Source organism: Arthrobacter sp. MDT2-3, from assembly GCF_059090465.1.
Genome location: NZ_JBNHFS010000003.1, coordinates 280,584 through 301,004 on the forward strand (window position 1 = coordinate 280,584; position 20,421 = coordinate 301,004).

Genomic DNA, 20,421 nt, shown 5'->3' on the forward strand with positions numbered 1-20,421 from the left:
TGCTTTCTGCTGCTAAGTAGGAACTGAGGGTTTTACAGAAGGATGTCGGACATGATGCGGGCCCCTGGAACCGGGCCGTGGACGGCGAGGGCCGTCAGCCCGTAGCGCCGCAGGTTCTCCGCCAGGCCTTCCGCGGCGACAGGATCATCGGCCAGCAGCGCCACCGTGGGACCCGAGCCTGAGACGATGCCTGCAATGGCGCCGTGTGCTTCACCGATTCCCAGCGTATCGCGCAACGAAGGCGCCAGCTCAATGGAAGCCCGTTGGAGGTCATTGACCAGGACACGACTGAGGGCCTCGGCGTCCCCGCTGCGCAGGGCGGTGAGAATCTGCGGATCTACCCCTGTTGGTTCGGCCACGTCGATGCCTTCTGCAGCCCGCAGGCGGTCCAGCGTCCTGTACACCTCGGGCGTGGGGAGGCCGTAATCCGCCGTGACCAGGACCCAGTCCGTCTGCGCCTTGGCCAGGGCCGGGGACAGCTCATCGCCCAGGCCCAGGCCCACGGCTGTTCCGCCGAGCAGGGAGAAAGGAACGTCGGCACCCAATTCGGCGGCAAGGTGCGCCAGTTCCTCCCGGGACAGCCCACTGTTCCAAAGGGCGTCACAGGCCAGGAGCGTGGCTGCAGCGTCAGCGGAACCGCCGCCCATGCCCCCTGCCACCGGTACCCGCTTCGTGATCTCCAGATGGACGCCGGTGGCATGTTCGGAAACGTCCGCCATGATGGCTGCCGCCTTGTACGCCAGGTTGTTCTGGTCCAAGGGGATATCGACGTCGTCCAGGTCCAGGGTGCTGTCCGGGCTGAGGCTCACCGTAATCCCGGGGGCTTCGGTGCTGGTGGCCGTTACTTCCTCGTACAGGGATACAGCAAGGTAGACGCTGGCCACTGAATGGTAGCCGTCGGGCCGGAGCGGTCCGACGTCCAGGGAAACGTTGACCTTCCCCGGAGCCTTGGCACGGACAGTCCTGGCGGCAAACCGCCCTGGCTGTGCGTTCATGGCCGGGCCTCACGCGCTTCCGCGATCCTCGCGAAGGCTGCAATGTCGATCACTTCGCCCCTGGCTGTGGGGTCGACGCCGGCAGCCACCAGGCACCGTTCGGCTTCTGCAGCGCTCCCGGCCCAGCCCGCGAGGGCAGCGCGGAGCGTCTTGCGCCGCTGGGCGAAGGCAGCGTCCACCACGGCGAAAACCTGTTCACGGCCGGCGGTGGTTGCCGGCGGTTCATGGCGGACAAAGGACACCAGTCCGGAGTGGATCTTGGGTGCGGGCCAGAACACGTTCATGCCAATCACACCGGCCTTGCGCATCCGGCTGTACCACGCAGCCTTCACCGACGGCACACCATAGGTTTTGGATCCCGGCCCGGCAGCGAGGCGGTCAGCCACCTCGTCCTGGACCATGACCAGGCCATGCTGGAGGCTGGGGAAATGCTGTAAAAGATGCAGCACAACGGGCACGGCCACGTTATAGGGCAGATTGGCCACCAGGGCGGTGGGCTGGACCGGAAGTTCCGTGACTTTCATGGCATCGGCCTGCACCAGGTGGAAGCTGCCGGCAGCGGCCGGGCGCCATTCCTTCACAGTGGCTGGAAGCTTTGCGGCCAGCACGGAGTCAATTTCGACTGCCACTACCGAAGCGGCGGCGTCCAGCAGCCCGAGAGTCAAAGATCCGAGGCCAGGCCCCACCTCCAGCACGGTTTCGTCCTCGCCAATACCCGCCGCGGCCACAATCCTGCGGATAGTGTTGCCATCAATCACGAAGTTCTGGCCCAGGGTTTTAGTGGGGCGGATACCAATCTCTTCCGCCAGCCGGCGTATGTCGGAAGCACCAAAAAGCGGTGCGGGCGCGGCGGGGATGGGTTCAGTCACCTAGGTATCCTATCCCGGGCCGCACTTGCTCCCCGCCCGGTTAAGTGCTGCGGCCGGGCCCGGAGATCCGGACCCGGCCGCACTTTCCCGCGGGGGTTGAGGTCTTCTTGTGTCAGCTGGTGGCAGCCCAGCCGCAGCCCCACGGCTGCAGGCCCCGCTGCGCGTACACGCGGTTGGCGATGTCGATCTGCTGGGCCTTCGTGGCAAGGCTGGCGTTGGGAGCGTATGCGCCGCCGCCGGCTCCGAGCCAGGTCCTGATGTCGAACTGGAGGCCGCCGTAGTAGCCGTTGCCGGTGTTGATGGACCAGTTTCCGCCTGCTTCACACTGGGCAATCTTGTCCCACATGGCCTCATTCATCATGGCCGGGGCAGCGGCACCGGTGTTGGTCCCGGCAGGGGATGCAGGGGATGCAGGGGCTGCCGGGGCAGCCTTGGCTACGGGCTCGGGCTTGGCCTTGGTTCCAACCGTGATCTTCTCGGTCACGGGCTGGGCGGTCACGGTTTCGGACACCAGGGTGCGGGACGCTTCACGGCCGTCAACCAGCACGAGCTTGAAGGTCTTCTCCACCTTCCCTACGGAACCCGCCTGGGTGACTTCCTTCTCACCCTTGAGCATTTCGGCGCTCTCGATGGTCTCCGACGTGAACGGGACACTGTCGGTGGTCACCGCAGTCTGGCCGGTGTCCACCCGTGAGACCTTAATGACCATGTTGTTGACAACGTGGGCGTTGGCGGGCTGGGAAGAACGGTCATTGGCACCGAGGGTCAGGCCTGCATCTTCAAGTACCTTGCCCACCGTGGCGGCAGTTGTGGTCGCTGTCTCCACTTTGCCGTCGGCAACAATGCTGACGGACTTGGGAGTGGAGATCGACACGAAGGACCCTGCAACCGAGAGCTGGGCGTCCGCGGGCACGGAGATTGACGACGCACTCGCGACGCCGAGCTCGGTCACCAGTCCCGCAACGTCCTGGGCGGTGGTGTTCACCGTCTTTTCGGCGCCGTCCAGGCTGACCTTGACTTCCTTGGCCATGTTGACGTTGATGACCGTGCCGTTCTGGACAGTGGCATCAACGGACGGGGAAACCCGGTCGGCGGCCTTCAGCTCGACGTTGGCGCTCTTGACCACCTGTCCCACAGTTCCGCCAAAGGTCTGGACGGACGTTACCTTGCCGTCAACGTTCAGCGTGATGGTTTTGTTATTGCCCACGAAGGCTACGAGGCCAACCACCAGCGCGCACAGCACCAGGAGTTGCGTTCCAACCTTGATAAAGCTGAACTTGCCGTCCGTTGTGAAGAACTTGACCACGATTGCCCGTAACTTTAGGTCCTTCCGGGCACGGGGAGAGCGCAATAAAATGCCCGGCACCACCTGAAAAAGGGGTAGTCCGGGCACCTTCGCACCGCCACACTCCGCTAGCAGGCAGACTGGAAACAGGCCCAGCAGATCCTGCTGCAAATGAAGTGAATTTACCCGGTGGCCTTCCCCGACCCCGGCTAATAGTTTCCCACTGTAACCGTAGCGTTATAAACTGGCCAAGAATTGTGCATACCCGGTATCTCGAAGGCGGTTACCTGGTGGTGTGATCTTAATCCCAGGATCCGTACGCCCGCACCGTGTTTTGACTGATTCGGGCGCCCAGCGCTGCAAGGTCCGTACTTGTCAATTCGGCCATGGCACGCACAGTGTAGGGGACCATGTAGCTGGCGTTCGGACGGCCCCGGTGCGGATGCGGAGTCAGGAAGGGAGCGTCTGTCTCCACCAGGACCAGATCAGCATCCGCGACGGCGAGCGCGGCCCGCAGGTTCGTTGCGTTCTTGAAGGTCAGTGTGCCGGCGAAGGACATCCACCAGCCTTCCTTGTTACACGTGGCCGCCAGCTCCTCATCACCGGAAAAGCAATGGAATACCACGCGTTCAGGGGCTCCTTCTTCCTTCAGTACCTGCACAACGTCGCTATGGGCATCCCGGTCATGAATCTGCAGGGTCAGGTCCAGCCGCTTGGCGATATCGATGTGCCGGCGGAAAGAGTACCGCTGGTGCGCCAGGCCCTCACCCTCGGTGCGAAAAAAGTCAAGCCCCGTCTCGCCGATGGCCCGGACGCGGGGATGAGCCGCCAGCCGCTCAATTTCCGCCAGAGCCTCTTCCAGTTCACCGTGTTCGGCGTAGCGCGGAGCGTCGTTGGGGTGAAGCGCCACAGCTCCGAGCAACCGGTCGTCCAGATCCACTGCCTGGACCGTGAACCGCGAGGATTCCAGGTCGCAGCCCACCTGGACCGCCCCCTGGACGCCCACGGCGGCGGCGGCGTCGAGCGCTTCTTTGATCCCAACCGGCGCTTTTCCGTCCGGGAAGTCCAGGTGCGTGTGGTTGTCCATCACAGGCACCGGCAAAGGCTCTGGAGCAGGGGGGAAATCCCGTTGCGGAGAACTGCCTGCTTCCGGAGCGCCGCCGTCAGCGGAAGCACGGTAAGCGGCGGGGATCAGCGGATTGCACATCCATCAAGCCTAAACCGCCAAGTTGGCCGCATATTTGTTGGAACTCTCTGTTAGCTGCGGCAGTTGTGTTAGTAGTCTGGTACGAACACATGCGGACGCCCACCGACGGGCGAAGGCAGGGCTCTCTGTCCCGTCCAGGTGAACCCGGGCTGAAAGGTTGCCGATGGAATCCCACCGACGCAGTGCCAACGATGTGAACGCCACGAACCGCAACCTGGCGGGTTTCACTGACCCCGTCAGCCGCCTCAACGGGCACCGGCCCAACGCGATGGACAGTACATCTTTCCACGCCGCGAGCCAGCGGATCCTGGACACCATCAACACTGTGATCGACGGGAAGTCCGATGCCGCGAAGCTGGCATTAACAGTCCTGCTGGCCCAGGGCCACCTGCTCCTGGAAGATGTGCCGGGAGTGGGAAAGACACTTCTGGCCAAGACACTCGCCCGGACCATCGACTGTACGGTCAACCGGATCCAGTTCACCCCGGACCTGTTGCCCTCCGACGTCACCGGCGTTTCCATCTACAACCAGTCCTCCAGGCTCTTCGAGTTCCGCCCCGGTGCGGTGTTCGCCAACATCGTGATCGGCGACGAGATCAACCGTGCGTCAGCGAAGACCCAGTCCGCCCTGCTCGAGTGCATGGAGGAGCACCAGGTGACGGTGGACGGCAAGTCCTACCGGCTTGACGAGCCGTTCATGGTTGTGGCAACGCAAAACCCGATCGAGATGGAGGGCACGTACCCGCTGCCGGAAGCCCAGCGGGACCGCTTTATGGCACGTATCTCCATGGGCTACCCGGACAAGGACTCCGAGATCGAAATGCTCGAGACCCACCAGGCATCGTCACCCCTTGTCAAGGTATCGGCAGTGGTAACTACTGCCGACGTGGCAGCCATGATTGCCATGGTGCAGCAGGTCTACGTCTCGCAGGCAGTCAAGGAGTACACCGTGTCCGTGGGCAGGGCCACCCGGGAGAGTCCTCTGCTTCGCCTGGGAGCGAGCCCCCGGTCCATGCTGCAGCTGCTGCGGGCTGCCAAGGCCACGGCGGCCCTGGACGGCCGGGACTTTGTTCTGCCGGACGACGTCGTGGATGTTGCGGAAGCTGTGCTGGCGCACCGGATCATCCTCGATAGGAAGGCTGCCGGAGCCGGAGAAACCCCGCACAGCGTCCTCCGTGGCATCCTGTCCCGGCTGCCCGTCACACACAGGCCGGCCGACGCCGGAAACAAGGCTTCCGCGGCCACGGGCAGAACCACCCGTGTGGCAGGCCTGAGCAGGAACCACTAGGCGGGTTTCCCATGGCGCTGCTGGACAGACTGCCCCGACACCTCTTCACCCAGCGCGGCTGGGGCATGCTGGCTGCAGGGGCCGCAGCACTTGCCGCTGCCCAAGTGATGGGCCGGAGGGACCTGTTAAGCCTGGCCGTACTGCTGTTCGTGCTTCCGCTGGTCTCCCTCGCGGGGATCCGGCTGGTGAAGCCCCGCTTCCAGGTGTACCGCGAATTCAACCCCTCCCCGGTGGAAACATCCGCCCCCACTACCGTCCGGCTCGCGGTAGCGCGGACCGGGGCAGCCAGTGGCAGGGCCACCATGGAAGAAAGGCTGCCTCCCCGGTTCGGGGAGTCGCCCGCCTTCCGGTTTCCGTCCCGCTCCGCCAACGGCGGCACCAGCAGGTACGAGTACCACCTCCGCTCCGCCCAGCGCGGCCAGTTCCTGATCGGACCCGTGACTGCCGAATTCACCGACCCGTTCGGACTGTCCCTGCACCGGCAGGCAATAGACGACGGCGACACGCTCACCGTCACGCCCGCCGCCGTTGTGCTTCCCCTGACCGGGCTGGCCGGCGCCCGCGGCAACGACGGCGTCACGGCGACCAGGATCCGGGCAAATCCCAGCGACGACGACGTCATGACCCGCGAATACCGGCATGGAGATCCGATGCGCCGGGTGCACTGGGCCGCTACCGCTCGCCACGGTTCCCTGATGGTGCGGCAGGAAGAATCCGTCACCACGCCCGAGGCCACGATCATTCTGGACCACAGGTTTACCGCGTTCTCCGGCGGTTCAGGTGCGGTGCCGGCAGGAAGCGCAGGGCAGGACGGCTACTTCATGATCAGCAGCGAAACCTTCGAGTGGGCCGTAGTTGCCGCCATGTCCATCAGCGCCCACCTTGCCGATCGGAATTACGCCCTGCGCCTCCTGGACGCCCGCGGGGAACCTGCGTTCCTGCATTCGCCCTCCGCTCCCGAACCCGAGGTGGAGGAGTACAGCGGGGCATCCGGGCTCCAGTCGATCGCTGAAAGTCTCGCGGCAATTCAACTCACCGGTCCGCATGCCCGCCGCGATTCCGGACGCAAAGGCATCGTCGGCCCCCGGGAATCGCACGGACACCAGGACTTCGGACCGCCACCCTTTGAGGACAACCTTATGGACAAGTTGTCAGCGCACCGCATGCGGGGACCCGTGATTGCTGTCCTGGGCAGGATCTCACCGCTGGATGCCTTGTCCCTCGCCCCGGCCGCCGGCTACGGCACCAACGCCTTTGCCATCGTTATCACCGAGCGGCCTGCCGAATTCGAGGATGCCCTCGAGAAGTTGCGGCAGGGAGGCTGGCGGGCTGCTGCCGTACCGCCGTCAGTATCCGTGGCAGCTGCCTGGAACCAGTTCGACCAGGACGTCGCCTTGCCGGAAACGCCGGCAACGGAGGTCCGCCGGGGAGCGGAGGTGGCAGGATGACCATAGCGCCACCCCGGAATTCGGGAACGGACCGGCAACCCGTGCTGCCCGCAGGGAACTCAGCAGGACGAACCCGTGTTGGCGCCTACCCCTGGATGATGGCAGGCTCGATTGCCGTGGCAGTGGCTGGCGCCGCCCTTTCCCTGAACGGAGTCCTGAGGGGCTGGGGCTGGTACTGGCCCGTTGCCACCACCGTCCTGGTAGTCTGCCTGACCCTGGCCGCCTTGCGTTCGCTCAGAGCACAGCCCCTGCTGGTGACGGCCGGGGGGTTCCTTGCCCTGGGCGCCGTCCTGACCCTGACGTTCTTCCGAAGCTCCAGCATTGCCGGTGTCTTTCCCACCGTTGCCAGCGTCGCCGAGCTGAACCGGTTGATTCGCCGCGCCAGTGAAACAGTTCTGTCCGAAACAGCGCCCGTCGCCCCCAACGTGGGCATCGTTATGGTGATCTGCGCCGTCCTGGGCCTGGCTGTCATCCTTGTTGACGCGCTTGCCGTGCCGCTGGGCATGCCTGCCGCCACGGGTGCTGGGTTGCTGGCCATCCTCGTGGTACCTGCCATGATCAAGCCGCAGAGCGTCGGCTTTTGGGGATTCACGGCCGCCGTCGCGGGGTACCTGATGATCCTGGCATGCAGCCAGTGGTTTGTTCCGGATTCCCGCGGTCCTGTCGATTCAGCCCGCAATCCGGGCCAGGTCCGGAGGGCTGCCTTGACGGGGTCCGTGGCGCTGGTTGCCACCATGCTGGTGCCGATAGCGATCCCGGGCTTCGACCAGGGCACGTTCCCGCAGGGATCACGACTCAATCCTTGGGGCACCTCCACTGGCCTTAACCCGATGATCACCCTGGGCAACAGCCTGCGCACTCCTGCCGGCACCGGACGGATCACGTATGCCACCAATTCCAGCGCCCCGCTGTACCTGCGGTCTGTCACTGTGGACCATTTCGACGGCGACTCCTGGGGCCCGGATGACCGCAACGCCTCCCGGCGCCCCCTTGGCAGCCAGATCGATCCCGGCTACACCGTCCTTGCCGACGAACAGCAGCCGCTGGTTACGGCTATCGACGCCGGAACCTTCACCAGCCCCTATCTGCCGGCACCGTATCCGCCCGAATCAGTGCGGGGCCTGGATGGCCGGTGGACCTGGGATCCCGCCACCTTGAGCATCAAGGGGACGGATACCACCTCCCGGCGGCAGGAGTACCTCGTCACCTCCTCCGTTCCAAAGCTGACGGCCGGGCTGCTGGCCCGGTCCTCGTCAGGCGTGCAAGGCATCTCCGAGGACTTCACCAGAATTCCGGGCAACGTGCCCGATATCGTTCGGACAACGGCCAGTACGGTGGCAGGTCCCAGTGCCACGCCCTACGAGAAAGCGATGGCCATCCAGAAGTACCTTCGCTCCGCGGAGTTCACCTATTCCCTGCAATCACCGGTGCAGGGCGGATATGACGGGAACGGGCTCTCGGTCCTGGCGGACTTCCTGGACCAGAAGAGCGGCTACTGCATCCATTACGCGTCCGCGATGGCCGTGATGGCCCGGCTCGAAGGGATCCCCAGCCGGATTGCAGTGGGCTACGCCCCGGGCAGGTTGACCGGTGCCACTGTTTCCGTAGCCGGACAGGGTGCACTGCCCGAATACGAGGTGGATGCGAGGGACGCCCATGCCTGGCCGGAACTATACTTCCAGGGACTGGGATGGGTGCCTTTTGAGCCAACGCCGTCCCGTGGGGTTGTGCCTGACTACGCCACGGAGGCATCCGCCCCGTCAGCCCCGGGCGCCCTCGAGAACAATGACGACCTGGCCCCGGATGCCACGCCGGCACCTGCCCCGGCACCCAGCGCCGCTCCCCTGCCCGCCCCGGGCGGAGGCGGGGGCACGGAAGCCGGCATACAGCTCCTGCCGTTGCTTCTGGGCCTGGGCGGCGTCCTGGGGGCAGCGCTTCTCGCCGCAGCGCCGCGCCTGGCCAGGACAGGCATCCGGGCACGGCGGCTCCGACCGGCGGAACCAGGCACGGCCGCGGTGCTGGCCTGGAGCGAAATGGTGGACCTGGGGACGGACTATGGCCTGCCGCCGAAATCCAGTGAAACCCCTCGTGCCTATAGCGCGCGCCTGCGGGAATCAGGGCTGCTGGGCGAACCGGGGGGAATCGACGGTCCTGCCCATCGGGCCGCCGCCGCCTTGACCTCGAACTTCGAACGCCGCGAGTACGGCCCCCCGCCGGCAGGGGCGGACGTCCCTGCCAGCACCTACCGCACCGATTCGGGGGCAGAAGGCGCTGACCAGGAGGTAACGGGTGCCCGGATCGCGGCACTTGAAACAGCTTTGCGTGCCCATGCCCCCGCCCTGCGGCGGCTGCGCGCCTTGTGGGTGCCGCCGTCGGTGATTGGACGGCTGGGGCGCCTGCTGGCGGCGCCGTTCCGGGCAGCCGGGGCAACCGCGGCCCAGACAGCCAAAGCCGCCGCACGCTTCTGGTCAACGCGGTGGTCTGCGCGTTCCTGATCCTGGCGCGTGCGGCGGCTTAGCCCGGGGGTACCGGGGCTTACCCGGCGTAGGGGTCGGCGATGCCGATGTACTGGGTGTAGAGATATTCCTCAATGCCTTCGAGGCCGCCTTCACGCCCCAGGCCCGACTGCTTGACGCCGCCGAAGGGTGCGGCCGCGTTGGAGATGACACCGGCGTTCAGGCCGAGCATGCCGGTTTCAAGCTTTTCGCCCATTCGGATGCCCCGGTTCAGGTCCTTGGTAAAGACGTAGGCCACGAGACCGTATTCGGTGTTGTTGGCCAGCCGGACGGCGTCGTCTTCGGTGCTGAAGGTGACGATGGGCGCGACGGGTCCGAAAATTTCTTCGGCCAGGATCCGGGTGCCTTCGGTAACGCCGGAGAGGATTGTGGGCTGGTAGAAGTAGCCCGGGCCCTCCACCGGTCCGCCGCCCAGAACCGCCTTGGCACCGGACGCGACGGCGTCCGAGACCAGTTCGTGGACCTTGTCCCGGCTCTTGGCGTCGATCAGCGGGCCCACCTTGGACTCGGGTTCGGTGCCGCGGGCTGTGGTCATGTCCTTCATCTTCGCAGCGAACTTTTCCGCGAATTCAGCGGCGATGGATTCGTGGACGATGAAGCGGTTGGCCGCGGTGCAGGCCTCGCCCATGTTCCGCAGCTTCGCGAGCATGGCCCCGGCGACGGCGGCGTCCAGGTCAGCGTCCTCGAAGACGACGAACGGGGCGTTGCCGCCGAGCTCCATCGAGGTGCGCAGGACAGTTTCGGAAGCATCCGAGAGCAGGCGGCGGCCCACTTCGGTGGAGCCGGTGAAGGACAGTTTGCGAAGCCGGGAGTCCTTGATCAGTGGGCCCGTGGTGGCGCCGGCGGTCGAGGTGGGGATAACGTTCAGGACTCCAGCGGGCAGGCCCGCCTCCGTCATGACGGCGGCGAACAGCTGGGAGGTCAGAGGGGTGAGGTTCGCAGACTTCAGCACCATGGTGCAGCCTGCGGCAACGGCAGGGGCGATCTTGCGCGTGGCCATGGCCAGCGGGAAGTTCCACGGCGTGATCAGCAGGCACGGGCCCACCGGCTTCTTCGTGACCAGCAGCCGGGACTTACCGTCCGGGGACACAGAATAGCGGCCGAAGGCGCGGACGGCTTCCTCCGAGAACCAGCGCAGGAATTCGGCGCCGTAGGTGACTTCGCCCCGGGCTTCCGCCAGCGGCTTGCCCATCTCCATGGTCATCAGCAGCGCGAAGTCCTCGGCCCGCTCCGTCACGAGCTCAAAGGCGCGGCGCAGGATTTCGCCGCGCTCACGCGGGGGAACCTTCGCCCAGGACTCCTGCGCAGCCGCGGCAGCGTCCAGGGCCGAGGCACCGTCCTCGGGACCGGCGTCGGCAATGCTCAACAGCACCTTGCCCGTGGCCGGGTCCTCGACGTCGAAGGTCTTGCCTGAAGCGGCAGCCCGCCACTCACCATTGATAAGCAGGCCGGTGGGAACAGAGGCCAGAAGGGCGCTTTCGCGTTCTGCGGAAACGGCCGGCTGTGCAGTGACAGTCACGATGACTCCCTTGTCAGTAGGGTTGTTTTGCAGCCCCGGGCGGCGGCCGGAGTAGCCGCCGTCGTCATGGCTGATTAGTTGCCAGACTACTGCTGTGCCACCTGCGGGTCTACGCCTTCACGCACTACGGAAAGATGGAAGGGCTGTGCACCTGCACAGCCCTTCCCCTGCCGCTGACGGCCCGCCTTAGCGGGCGGCGAGAACGGCGGAGTAGAGCTCGCGCTTGCTCACCCGGACGTCTTCCGCCACGGCCGCAACAGCCTCCTTAAGGCGGATCCCCTGGGACATCAGTTCGTTGACCGCGGCGACGTGGTCCTCCGGAGTCCCCGGAGCCTGCTCAGGCGCGCCCGCCAGGACAACGGCGATTTCACCGCGGACCTCATTGCTCTCTGCCCATTGCAAAAGCTCCCCGAGCGAACCCCGGATCACTTCTTCGTAGGTTTTGGTCAATTCCCGGCACACCGCGACGCGTCGCTCTGGGCCGAAGCGTTCACGCAGCGCCCGCAGCATCACCTCGAGCCGGTGCGGCGCTTCGAAGAACACCATGGTCCGGCGCTCCCCCGCAAGGTCAGCAAGGCGGGACGCCCTTTCGCCTGCCTTCCGGGGCAGGAATCCCTCGAAGCAGAAACGGTCGGTGGGTAGGCCGGACAACGCCAGCGCCGTCAGGACAGCCGAGGGGCCGGGCACCGCAGTGACGGTAAGCCCGCCTGCGACTGCCCCTTCCACCAGCCGGAACCCGGGATCGGACACCGAGGGCATCCCTGCGTCGGTGACCATCACCAGGGTCTTGCCTGCCTTGACCTGTTCAAGAAGCTCAGCTGTCTTCGCTGCCTCGTTGTGCTCGTGATAGCTGATCACCCTCCCCGCGACAGTGACGCCCAGGCTTTGCACCAGCCGGTGCAGGCGGCGGGTGTCTTCAGCGGCAACGATGTCCGCTGTACCCAGCAGCTCCACCAGGCGGGCGGACGCATCACCCGTGTTACCGATCGGGGTGGCTGCCAGCACGATCCGACCTCCGGGAGGCGCTGGTACCGAACCCCGTGACGGCTGTCCTTCGGCTTCCTCCTCGGGGGTGGCAGTGCCGGAATCGGGAAAGGGGCTGGGGTTAGGGTCCACGCCACCAGCCTACTGCTGCGGGGCGCGGCCAGCCGCAAACGGTAGCATGGGGCTCGTGACGCAGACCTCGACGCGGCCGGCCGGGGCCGAACACGCCACATCCCCGGACTCCGCCAGTTCACCTACCGGAACTGTTGACCGGCCCGGGAACCCGACGGCCCGTCCGTGGGTCAGCCGGCCCGCAGAGGCCTTCACGGCCGAGTCCCTGCGCGCGCGGCTGCTGGGGTCCGTCCACAGCTGGCGGGACTACCCGCCGTCGCTGCGGCTGTGGTTCCTGTTGGTTCCCCTCCTGACTGCGGCAACCGGCGGCGTCCTGCGGTTTGTCCGGCTGGACGCGCCACACAAGCTGGTCTTTGACGAAACGTATTACGTCAAGGATGCCTACTCGTACCTGATCAGCGGTTATGAGCGCAGCTGGCCGGACAAAGCCAATGATTCCTTTAACGCAGGAAACCCCGCCCTGCTCCTGGATTCTCCTGAGTACGTTGTCCACCCCCCGGTGGGAAAGTGGATGATCGCCGCCGGCATGTGGCTCTTCGGTGCAGACAACTCCTTCGGTTGGCGCTTCGCCGCGGCCCTGACCGGAACCTTGTCCATCCTGCTCCTATCCCTGATAGCGCTCAAACTCTTCCGTTCACTTCCGCTGGCGGCTGCCGCGGGACTCCTCCTGGCCGTGGACGGCCATCACCTGGTGATGTCGCGGACATCGCTGCTGGATATCTTCCTGATGTTCTGGATCCTCGCAGCGTTCGGCGCCTTGCTGATGGACCGGGATGACGGCCGACGCCGGCTGGCCGCACGGCTGGCCAACGCTGCCGCAGCCAACGGGGGACTTTCCACGCCCGCGCAGCTGCTGTCCGGACCATGGCTGGGCATCCGCTGGTGGCGGGTCGCAGCCGGAATCTTCCTGGGGCTCGCCGTCGGGACCAAATGGTCAGGTTTATTCTTCCTGGCCGGCTTCGGCATCCTCACCGTCCTGTGGGACCTTAGCGCTCGTCGGGTGGCGGGGATCCGCGGCTGGATCAGCGGCGGCGTGATCAAGGACGGCATCCCGGCGTTCCTGAGCATGGTCCCGGTTGCCGTGCTGGTTTATACCGCCACCTGGACGGGCTGGTTCCGCTCAGAGGACGCCTACTTCCGCCGCTGGGCGCAGAGCAATCCGTCCGCTGAGTGGGGCTGGCTGCCGGATTCGATCCGGTCCCTGGCGCACTACCACCTGGAAGCGTACAAGTTCCACCAGGGCCTGGGGTCCGAGCACCCCTATGAGGCGAGCGCCTGGAGTTGGCTGCTGATGGGAAGGCCCACGTCGTTCTTCTATGAATCACCCGAACGCGGCACACCGGGCTGCGACGTAGACAAGTGCACATCCGCCATCCTGTCCGTCGGAAATCCCCTCATCTGGTGGGCGGCAGCCATATCGCTGGTAGTGCTCTTGTTCTGGTGGGCGGGACGCCGCGACTGGCGGGCAGGAGCTGTGCTGGCCGGTGTCGCCGCCGGGTACCTGCCCTGGTTCCTGTACCCGGAGCGCACCATGTTCTACTTCTACGCCGTGTCCTTCGAACCGTTCCTGGTGCTGGCCCTTGTATATTGCCTGGGCCTGATCCTGGGGAGGACGTCGGACCCGCCCTGGCGCCGCCGGTCCGGGCTGTACCTGGTGGCCTTGTTCGTAGCGGCTGCAGTGCTGCTGGCAGCCTTCTTCTATCCCGTCTGGGCCGCCGAAGTCATCCCGTACCAGGAGTGGCGGCTGCGCATGTGGATGCCTTCCTGGATCTAGGGCAGGATGGCAGGAGACCCCCGATGGAGCCGCTGCCGCGGCATGGCAGCGGAACGGAGACCCCAGTGAGGGAAGCAAGCACCGAACTGCTGGTTGAGCTTGATGCCGCCAGTAACGTCACGGATCTGCTGCTGGAGCAACAGGCCGCCAATCCGGCCCATGCCCTCTACCGGCGCAAGGGGCCAAACGGCTGGATGGACGTAACGGCACAGAAATTCCTGCAGGATGTCAGTGGCCTTGCCAAGGGCCTGATCGCCGGCGGACTCGAGCCGGGCGACCCGGTTGCCGTTATGTCCGCAACTTCCTACGAATGGACGCTGGTTGATTTCGCCATCTGGTTTGCCGGCGGCGTGACCGTTCCCATTTATGAAACGTCCTCGCCCAGCCAGGTGGAGTGGATCCTCCACGACGCCGGAGTGCGGCGTGTCTTCGCCGAGGACCGTGCCAAGGTGAGGCTTGTGACGGACGTCCTTGCCGGTTCCGCGCTGCTCCGGGACCGCCTCGTCAACGTGGTCCGGATGGATTTCGACGGCGAAGCCCCCGATCTCACGAGCCTGGCCGCGGCCGGAACGGGTGTCACCGATGCCGAGCTGGAACGGCACCGGAGCCGGGCAGGGCTGGATGACGTGGCGTCCCTGGTTTATACCTCCGGCACCACCGGCAACCCCAAAGGCTGCGAAATCACCCACGGCAACTTCGCTCTGGTGGCAAAGAACATCGTCGCGTTCCTCCCGGAACTCCTGCTCCAGGACCAGGCGCGCACCCTGATGTTCCTGCCGCTCGCCCACGTCCTGGCCCGGGCGGTCCAGGTGGTCTGCCTCACCGCCGGCGCCACCCTGGGACACACACCAGGGGCCGCCCAGCTCCTGGAGGACCTGGCCACTTTCCGGCCCACGTTCCTGCTGGTGGTTCCGCGGATTTTCGAGAAGGTCCGCGCCACCGCAGCGCACAAGGCAACAGTGGCGGGCAGGGCGCGGCTTTTCAACGCCGCGTCGGCAACAGCCATTGAGTACTCGCAGGAGGAAGACAAGCGCAGCCGGGGCAAGGGCAGCGGTCCCGGACTGCTCTGCCGGATCCGCCACGGAATCTTCGACAGACTGCTGTATCCCCGGCTTCGCCAGGCCTTCGGCGGCCACGTGGGGTACACCGTGTCAGGCGCCAGTGCCCTTGCGCCGGAAGACGCCCACTTCTTCCGTGGAGCCGGGATTCCTGTCCTCGAAGGGTACGGCCTTACTGAGACCACCGCACCGTGCACTGCCAATACTCCCGCACTCACGCGGGTGGGATCGGTGGGCATCCCCATCCCCGGCACCACTGTCCGGGTAGCCGACGACGGCGAGATCCTGGTCAAGGGCATCGGCGTCTTCCGGGGTTACCACGCCAACCAGGCGGCGAACGCCGAGGCCTTCGTGGACGGCTTCTTCCGCACCGGCGACCTCGGGGAGCTTGACTCCCAGGGCTTCCTGACCATCACAGGGCGGAAGAAGGACCTGCTGGTCACCGCCGGCGGCAAGAACATAGCGCCCGGGCCATTGGAGGAAAGGATCCGCGCTCATCAGTTGGTGGCTCACGCCGTGGTGGTGGGCGACGGAAAGCCTTTTGTCTCGGCGCTCGTAAGCCTGGACCCGGAAGGCCTGGACAACTGGCGTTCCGAGCGGGGACTGCCCGCCCTTGCCATGCGGGACGCCGTCAAGGACCCGGAGGTGGCGGCAGCAATACAGGAGGCGGTGGATCAGGCGAACCAGTTGGTGTCCACGGCAGAGTCGATCCGCAAGTTCACCGTGCTGGATGCCCGGTTCACCGTGGAGTCAGGTCACCTGACGCCTTCCCTCAAGCTGAAGCGTTCCGCCGTCGTGCATGACTACGAAGCCGAAATCGCCGAACTTTACGCCTGACCGGCTGGCTGTACGGCTACATCTGATCGGCTGGTTGTTCTGCGGCCGGTTCATCCTTGGCGAGGCCGCGGCGCCGGCGTGTTGGCCACGTGAGGATCAACGTGACGAGTGCAGTCAACAGCACCAGGCCTGCGATCACCATTCCGGCGTCGATCCAGAACTGGCCGGGGAACAGCCGGATCAGGGTGTCGTCCAGGCTGAACGTCCATGATCCGTCAGCGAAGAAGATCCGGTGGAACTCGGTAAAGAACTGCTGCCAGCCCAGCACTGCCAGGGAGCCGAGGCCCAGGATCAGGACGAGTGTGATGATGGAGCCGGCGAACAGGCCCCTGCGGACCCCCCCGGTGCTCCGCTTGCGCAGGTAGAGGACAGCAATGAGGCTCACCAGGATCAGCAGCACGCCGGCACCAAAGGTGGAGAGGATCACCAGCTTGACGTCCGCCATGTGGCTGACTTCGCCATCCTTGAACAGCTTGTCGCCGCCGCGGTGCACCAGGTCCCCCAGGTAGCGTGGGCCGGCCCAGTTGCTGAGGTAATCAACCGCGTAGGAGCCGTAGGTCATCCTGTCGTCGGTGCTGAATCCGTAGCCGTCACCGGGAAATCCCGGACGGTTGTACTCCACCCACAGGAACAGCGGGCTGGCCACGGCACGGACAGCAAGGATGAGCAGGATCAGTGGGAAGAAGAGGGCAAGCAGGACCTGCATCACCCGCGGGGCCACGGGTTTGGCGTTGGCGGCACTCTCGCGCTGGGCGTTGCGGCGCTCCACCTCCTCCTCCGGCGGACGGACCTGCAGCGCGGAGGTGGGCAGCCGTTCCTTGAACACCGGGGAGCCGTGGTGCCCGGACGCGGGTCCTGAATCCTCGACGGCGGACTCTGCTGCTTTTCGGTCGGCCCGGCTCTCCGGCTGGATGGCTTGGCGCGGCTCCGGGTCCGGGGCGGCCATGGCAGCGGTCGCCGGCGCCGTGGAAGAGCCTCCGGCGCTGGCCGCGGCTGGGCCGCCGTATGCCGCGGAGGAACCGGCGCCGGCAGTCCCGGCGTGCACCGGCGTCGTGCCTTGGGTGTCACCGGACGGGTCCTCCGGGGCTTCCGCGTCTAAATCACTGGAGCGGTCCGCGGCAGAACTCCCGGTGCCTGAGCCGGCGGGGGTCAACCACGAAAACGCCGGCTCGTCAGAATCACCTGAGGTGTCCAGGACCGGTTCCGGCTGCGGCTCGGCGCGCCTGGCGCGGGCAGGAGTTTCGTCTTTCACAGCAGCGTCACTTCCGTTGGGTTTCCGCGCCAGGTTCTTGATCCACCGGCGCGCTTCATCTGTTGACGAGCCTACCGTCCGGCCTTCCGGCTGGGCGAGGAACCACCCCGCACCGATTACAACGATTCAGGCAGCGATTTCCGAATAGCCTGCGTCTTCCCGGCGGAGGTCGCCGCGCTCCCCTGCCAGGTAGGCATGCCGTCCGCAGGTGAGGACGTACAGCCAGTAGGCTGCCAGCACCGCGGCCCCGATGCCGATCTTCGCCCAGACCGGCATCGCGCTGGGTGTGACGAACCCTTCCACCAGGCCTGAGACGAACAGCACCAGGACAAGTCCCAGGGCTACGGTGATCAGGGACCTGCCCTCCTCGGCAACCGCCCGGCCGCGTGTGCGTTGGCCCGGCGAGACCATCGCCCAGAAGATCCGGAGGCCGGCGGCGCAGGCGATAAACACCGCAGTCAGTTCCATCAGGCCATGCGGCAGGATGTAGCTGTAGAAAACATCCGACTTCCCCGCGGCCGCGAAGATGCCGGCGGCTATCCCCACTCCTTGGGCGTTGCTGAACAGGATCATCGGCACCCACACTCCGGTGATCCCCAGGGCCACAGCCTGCGCACTGATCCAGGCGTTGTTGGTCCAGACCGCGCCGGCGAAGGACGCGGCAGGATTCGCTGAGTAATAGTTGATGAACTCTTCCTCGACATACTGGCGGGCCGCCGCTTCGGACGCCACCGCCCGCAGCGCTTCCGGCGAGGTGCTGATCCAGAGTGCGTAGGCCGCGCCGACCAGGACAAAGGCTGCCCCGCATGCCAGGGTGAGCCAGGTGAGCCGGTAGAAGGCAGCGGGAAGGGCCACCACAAAAAACCGCGCCAGGTCCTCCATTACGTTGGACCGCGCACCGGTGAAGCGTGTTCGGGCCTGTGCAAGCGTGGCGGACAGCGAGGCGGACAGGCCGCTTTCCGGGGCCAGCAAGCGGATGAGGGAGAGGTGGGCGGAGGTGGACTGGTACAGCGTCAGCAGTTCATCTGCTTCCGGGCCGCTGAGCCTGCCCTTGAAGGCAAGTTCATGCAGCCGCGACCATCTGTCCGCGTTGACGGCGGAGAACGCGTCCATATCCACGGCACCAGCCTAGCGGCCCCGCACTAGACTATGAGCGTCCCGTAAGCCGCGAGGAACAGGAACAGCGTGAGTTCGATCGTCACCGGTGAGGCCGTTGTCCTGGAGTTGCGTCCGGCATCGTTTGCGGCCCGCGCGCTGGGCCTGCTCCTGGACATGGCCTTGAGCATCATTCTGCTGGTGGTCATCCTGATCGGAGTAGCGGCCGCGGGCGAGGACCTGGACGAGGCGGCACTGCGGGCCTTGGTGCTTGCCAGTGTTGTCTTCTGCCTGGTCATCGTTCCGGTGGCGGTGGAAACCCTGACCCGCGGGCTTTCGCTGGGCAAGCTCGCAGCAGGCCTGCGGGTGGTGCGGGAGGACGGCGGCGCCATCCGGTTCCGGCACGCCCTCATCCGCGGCCTGACGGGGTTCCTCGAGATCTACCTGACCTTTGGCGGGCTTGCCATTGCCGTGGCCCTGTTCAATGACAGGTCGCGCCGGCTGGGCGACCTGATGGCCGGGACCTACGCCATCCGCAGCCGTGTACCGGTTGAAGAGGCAACGCAGGTGCTGGTTCCGCCCAGACTGCGGTCCTGGGCCGGCGCTGCGGATATCGGACGGATTCCGGATGCGACGGCCCGCCGGGCATCCCAGTTCATCCGCCAGGCCGGCCGGATGGCGCCCCTGTCCAGGGCGGGCATGGCCGAGTCAATCGCCACCGAGCTCGCCGCCCATGTTGCCCCGCCCCCGCCGCCCGGGACCAGTCCCGGCGACTACCTTGCCGCCGTCGTGGCGGAGCGGCGGAGCAGGGAGCTTGCCAGGTTGTTGCAGGCACGACGGCGGAGCGCCGAGACGGGTGAGCGGCTGCACCGTCTGCCTTTCGGCAGCTAAGCGCTAGTTGTCGTATTCGCTCCACGGGATGTTCCAGTCGCCAAACCCATCATCGTGGGCCGCATAGTCGCCCTCGGTGTTGACGATCTGGACAACGTCGCCGGTTCCCATGTTGTCAAAGACCCAGGCGGCGCCGTCGGGAGCGAATCCGATGCAGCCATGTGAGACGTTGGCGTTGCCGATAAAGGGGTAGGCGGATTCCAGGGCCTGGTGGATGTAGGCTCCGCTGAGGGTGAGGCGGATGGTGTATTCCACGTCAACGTCGCCGTAGTAGGCCGGATCATCGGGTTTCAGCCCGATGCTCGAGGCCCGGAAGTGGTCGTAGCGCTTCTTTTCCATCAGTACGCCGTAGCCGCGGGCGGACGGGAACCGCTTGTCCCCCATGCTCACCGGCAGCGTCTTGACTACCTGATCGTTGACGCTCAGTGTGAAGGTATGGGCGGCCGCGTCCGCCACCGCCACCTTCTTGTCGCCGATGGAAACGTTCACCTTTTTGTTGAAGTTGGCAATCTGGCCGTTGCCCAGGTCCACGCCGAACAGCTGCATGTCCATGGTAATGGTGGAGTTCGCCGCCCAAAAGTTCTCCGCCCGGTACCGGACCATGGTGTCACTGTGCCAATGGAAGGCGCCCACCTGGCCGGCGCTGCTGGTGATGCTGATGGCCTTCTCCACGGCATCGCGGTTGACCACAGGTTCACTGAAGATGACCTGCAGCGGCTGCCCGACGCCCACCTTCATGCCGTCCAACGGGTAGATGGCCGCGTCCGCCTCATGGGAACTGGACACGGTGCTGAAGGACTGCGTGGTGCTGGTTTCGCGTCCGGCGCCGTCTTTAACCACGTACGTGTAGCTGTAGTCCGTGTTGAACTTCAGGGGGCCGGATGCCGTCCAGCCTGTCCCCGCGGCGTCGATGCTGCCCTCCACCGTTTCGCCTGCGGTGCTGGTGAGCGTCACGCGTTCAATGGTGCCGTTGGCCACCTTCAAGGACACCGGGGCGGCCGGGTTCACCTGCTTGGAACCGTTGGCGGGCGCGGCGTCGAGCTTCACGGGCGCAATGACCGGCGAGGCGATGCCGGGCGATGTCCGGACGGCGGTCCCTGCCTCGGATTCGATGGCTCCGCGGGCGATTCCCGGCGCCACTGCAGCGAAGACGCCGCCCACGGCGGCGAGGAGGCAGACAGCGATCACCACAAGAATCTTTTTGACTCTACCCGGACGGCGGGGTTGGACTTCAGGCTCCATATTTTGATCCTAGGCGCAGAAAGTAACAG

The 20,421-nt window shown here is 65.8% G+C and carries 15 protein-coding genes; 6 read left to right on the forward strand and 9 right to left on the reverse strand.

Annotated features, from left to right (window positions below; all coding sequences use genetic code 11):
- Positions 1 to 32: 32 nt before the first annotated feature.
- From AC5RUQ_RS11265 to AC5RUQ_RS11280, 4 genes are all read right to left on the reverse strand, one after another.
- The gene (locus AC5RUQ_RS11265) at positions 33 to 995 is read right to left on the reverse strand and encodes a 4-(cytidine 5'-diphospho)-2-C-methyl-D-erythritol kinase (protein WP_493947409.1); all 963 of its coding nucleotides are present in this window, start codon (positions 993 to 995) and stop codon (positions 33 to 35) included.
- Positions 992 to 1,864, reverse strand: a complete 873-nt coding sequence (rsmA, locus tag AC5RUQ_RS11270) for a 16S rRNA (adenine(1518)-N(6)/adenine(1519)-N(6))-dimethyltransferase RsmA (protein WP_493947410.1) — start codon at positions 1,862 to 1,864, stop codon at positions 992 to 994. Before rsmA ends, AC5RUQ_RS11265 begins: the two co-directional genes overlap by 4 nt.
- A gap of 112 nt (positions 1,865 to 1,976) precedes the next feature.
- Positions 1,977 to 3,170, reverse strand: coding sequence for a resuscitation-promoting factor (locus AC5RUQ_RS11275; RefSeq protein ID WP_493947411.1), 1,194 nt, complete (start codon positions 3,168 to 3,170; stop codon positions 1,977 to 1,979).
- Positions 3,171 to 3,450: 280 nt separating this feature from the next.
- Complete coding sequence (locus tag AC5RUQ_RS11280; RefSeq protein ID WP_493947412.1) at positions 3,451 to 4,356, reverse strand: TatD family hydrolase; 906 nt, start codon at positions 4,354 to 4,356, stop codon at positions 3,451 to 3,453.
- 163 nt (positions 4,357 to 4,519) lie between these two features.
- Here AC5RUQ_RS11280 and AC5RUQ_RS11285 point away from each other — a divergent pair, with 163 nt between their 5' ends.
- The 3 genes from AC5RUQ_RS11285 to AC5RUQ_RS11295 are packed head-to-tail and all read left to right on the forward strand — an operon-like array spanning position 4,520 to position 9,587.
- On the forward strand, positions 4,520 to 5,644 hold the full coding sequence (locus tag AC5RUQ_RS11285; protein ID WP_493947413.1) for an AAA family ATPase: 1,125 nt from the start codon (positions 4,520 to 4,522) through the stop codon (positions 5,642 to 5,644).
- Positions 5,645 to 5,655: 11 nt separating this feature from the next.
- Positions 5,656 to 7,092, forward strand: a complete 1,437-nt coding sequence (locus tag AC5RUQ_RS11290; protein ID WP_493947414.1) for a DUF58 domain-containing protein — start codon at positions 5,656 to 5,658, stop codon at positions 7,090 to 7,092.
- Positions 7,089 to 9,587 (forward strand): transglutaminase TgpA family protein, encoded by a 2,499-nt coding sequence (locus tag AC5RUQ_RS11295; protein WP_493947415.1) that lies wholly within the window; start codon positions 7,089 to 7,091, stop codon positions 9,585 to 9,587. Before AC5RUQ_RS11290 ends, AC5RUQ_RS11295 begins: the two co-directional genes overlap by 4 nt.
- 40 nt (positions 9,588 to 9,627) lie before the next feature.
- Here AC5RUQ_RS11295 and AC5RUQ_RS11300 read toward each other — a convergent pair whose 3' ends face one another.
- Together AC5RUQ_RS11300 and rsmI are read right to left on the reverse strand one after the other, a co-directional pair.
- Positions 9,628 to 11,127 carry an NAD-dependent succinate-semialdehyde dehydrogenase gene (locus tag AC5RUQ_RS11300; RefSeq protein WP_493947416.1) on the reverse strand — a complete coding sequence of 500 codons (1,500 nt, stop codon included), beginning with the start codon at positions 11,125 to 11,127 and terminating at the stop codon, positions 9,628 to 9,630.
- Positions 11,128 to 11,313: 186 nt separating this feature from the next.
- Complete coding sequence (gene rsmI / locus AC5RUQ_RS11305; protein WP_493947417.1) at positions 11,314 to 12,243, reverse strand: 16S rRNA (cytidine(1402)-2'-O)-methyltransferase; 930 nt, start codon at positions 12,241 to 12,243, stop codon at positions 11,314 to 11,316.
- A gap of 46 nt (positions 12,244 to 12,289) precedes the next feature.
- Between rsmI and AC5RUQ_RS11310 the strand changes: the two genes are divergently transcribed.
- Both AC5RUQ_RS11310 and AC5RUQ_RS11315 read left to right on the forward strand, forming a co-directional pair.
- Positions 12,290 to 14,017, forward strand: a complete 1,728-nt coding sequence (locus tag AC5RUQ_RS11310; RefSeq protein ID WP_493947418.1) for a dolichyl-phosphate-mannose--protein mannosyltransferase — start codon at positions 12,290 to 12,292, stop codon at positions 14,015 to 14,017.
- A 65-nt stretch (positions 14,018 to 14,082) separates the two neighbouring features.
- Positions 14,083 to 15,912 (forward strand): AMP-dependent synthetase/ligase, encoded by a 1,830-nt coding sequence (locus tag AC5RUQ_RS11315; RefSeq protein ID WP_493947419.1) that lies wholly within the window; start codon positions 14,083 to 14,085, stop codon positions 15,910 to 15,912.
- A 16-nt stretch (positions 15,913 to 15,928) separates the two neighbouring features.
- On the opposite strand, the gene AC5RUQ_RS11320 is transcribed toward AC5RUQ_RS11315, so the two are convergent.
- Positions 15,929 to 17,164, reverse strand: coding sequence for a TIGR01906 family membrane protein (locus tag AC5RUQ_RS11320; RefSeq protein WP_493947420.1), 1,236 nt, complete (start codon positions 17,162 to 17,164; stop codon positions 15,929 to 15,931).
- A gap of 126 nt (positions 17,165 to 17,290) precedes the next feature.
- On the reverse strand, positions 17,291 to 18,283 hold the full coding sequence (locus AC5RUQ_RS11325; RefSeq protein ID WP_493947421.1) for a stage II sporulation protein M: 993 nt from the start codon (positions 18,281 to 18,283) through the stop codon (positions 17,291 to 17,293).
- 66 nt (positions 18,284 to 18,349) lie between these two features.
- Between AC5RUQ_RS11325 and AC5RUQ_RS11330 the strand changes: the two genes are divergently transcribed.
- Complete coding sequence (locus AC5RUQ_RS11330) at positions 18,350 to 19,150, forward strand: RDD family protein (protein ID WP_493947422.1); 801 nt, start codon at positions 18,350 to 18,352, stop codon at positions 19,148 to 19,150.
- Positions 19,151 to 19,153: 3 nt separating this feature from the next.
- Here the strand turns inward: AC5RUQ_RS11330 and AC5RUQ_RS11335 are convergent, their stop codons facing one another.
- The gene (locus AC5RUQ_RS11335; protein WP_493947423.1) at positions 19,154 to 20,392 is read right to left on the reverse strand and encodes a L,D-transpeptidase; all 1,239 of its coding nucleotides are present in this window, start codon (positions 20,390 to 20,392) and stop codon (positions 19,154 to 19,156) included.
- Between the last annotated feature and the right edge of the window lie 29 nt (positions 20,393 to 20,421).

Bases quoted from the DNA above. Each gene is read 5' to 3' on its own strand.
- AC5RUQ_RS11265 (WP_493947409.1), bottom strand. From the start codon at position 995: ATGAACGCACAGCCAGGGCGGTTTGCCGCCAGGACTGTCCGTGCCAAG.
- AC5RUQ_RS11280 (WP_493947412.1), bottom strand. From the start codon at position 4,356: ATGTGCAATCCGCTGATCCCCGCCGCTTACCGTGCTTCCGCTGACGGC.
- AC5RUQ_RS11285 (WP_493947413.1), top strand. From the start codon at position 4,520: ATGGAATCCCACCGACGCAGTGCCAACGATGTGAACGCCACGAACCGC.
- AC5RUQ_RS11290 (WP_493947414.1), top strand. From the start codon at position 5,656: ATGGCGCTGCTGGACAGACTGCCCCGACACCTCTTCACCCAGCGCGGC.
- AC5RUQ_RS11295 (WP_493947415.1), top strand. From the start codon at position 7,089: ATGACCATAGCGCCACCCCGGAATTCGGGAACGGACCGGCAACCCGTG.
- AC5RUQ_RS11310 (WP_493947418.1), top strand. From the start codon at position 12,290: ATGGGGCTCGTGACGCAGACCTCGACGCGGCCGGCCGGGGCCGAACAC.
- AC5RUQ_RS11335 (WP_493947423.1), bottom strand. From the start codon at position 20,392: ATGGAGCCTGAAGTCCAACCCCGCCGTCCGGGTAGAGTCAAAAAGATT.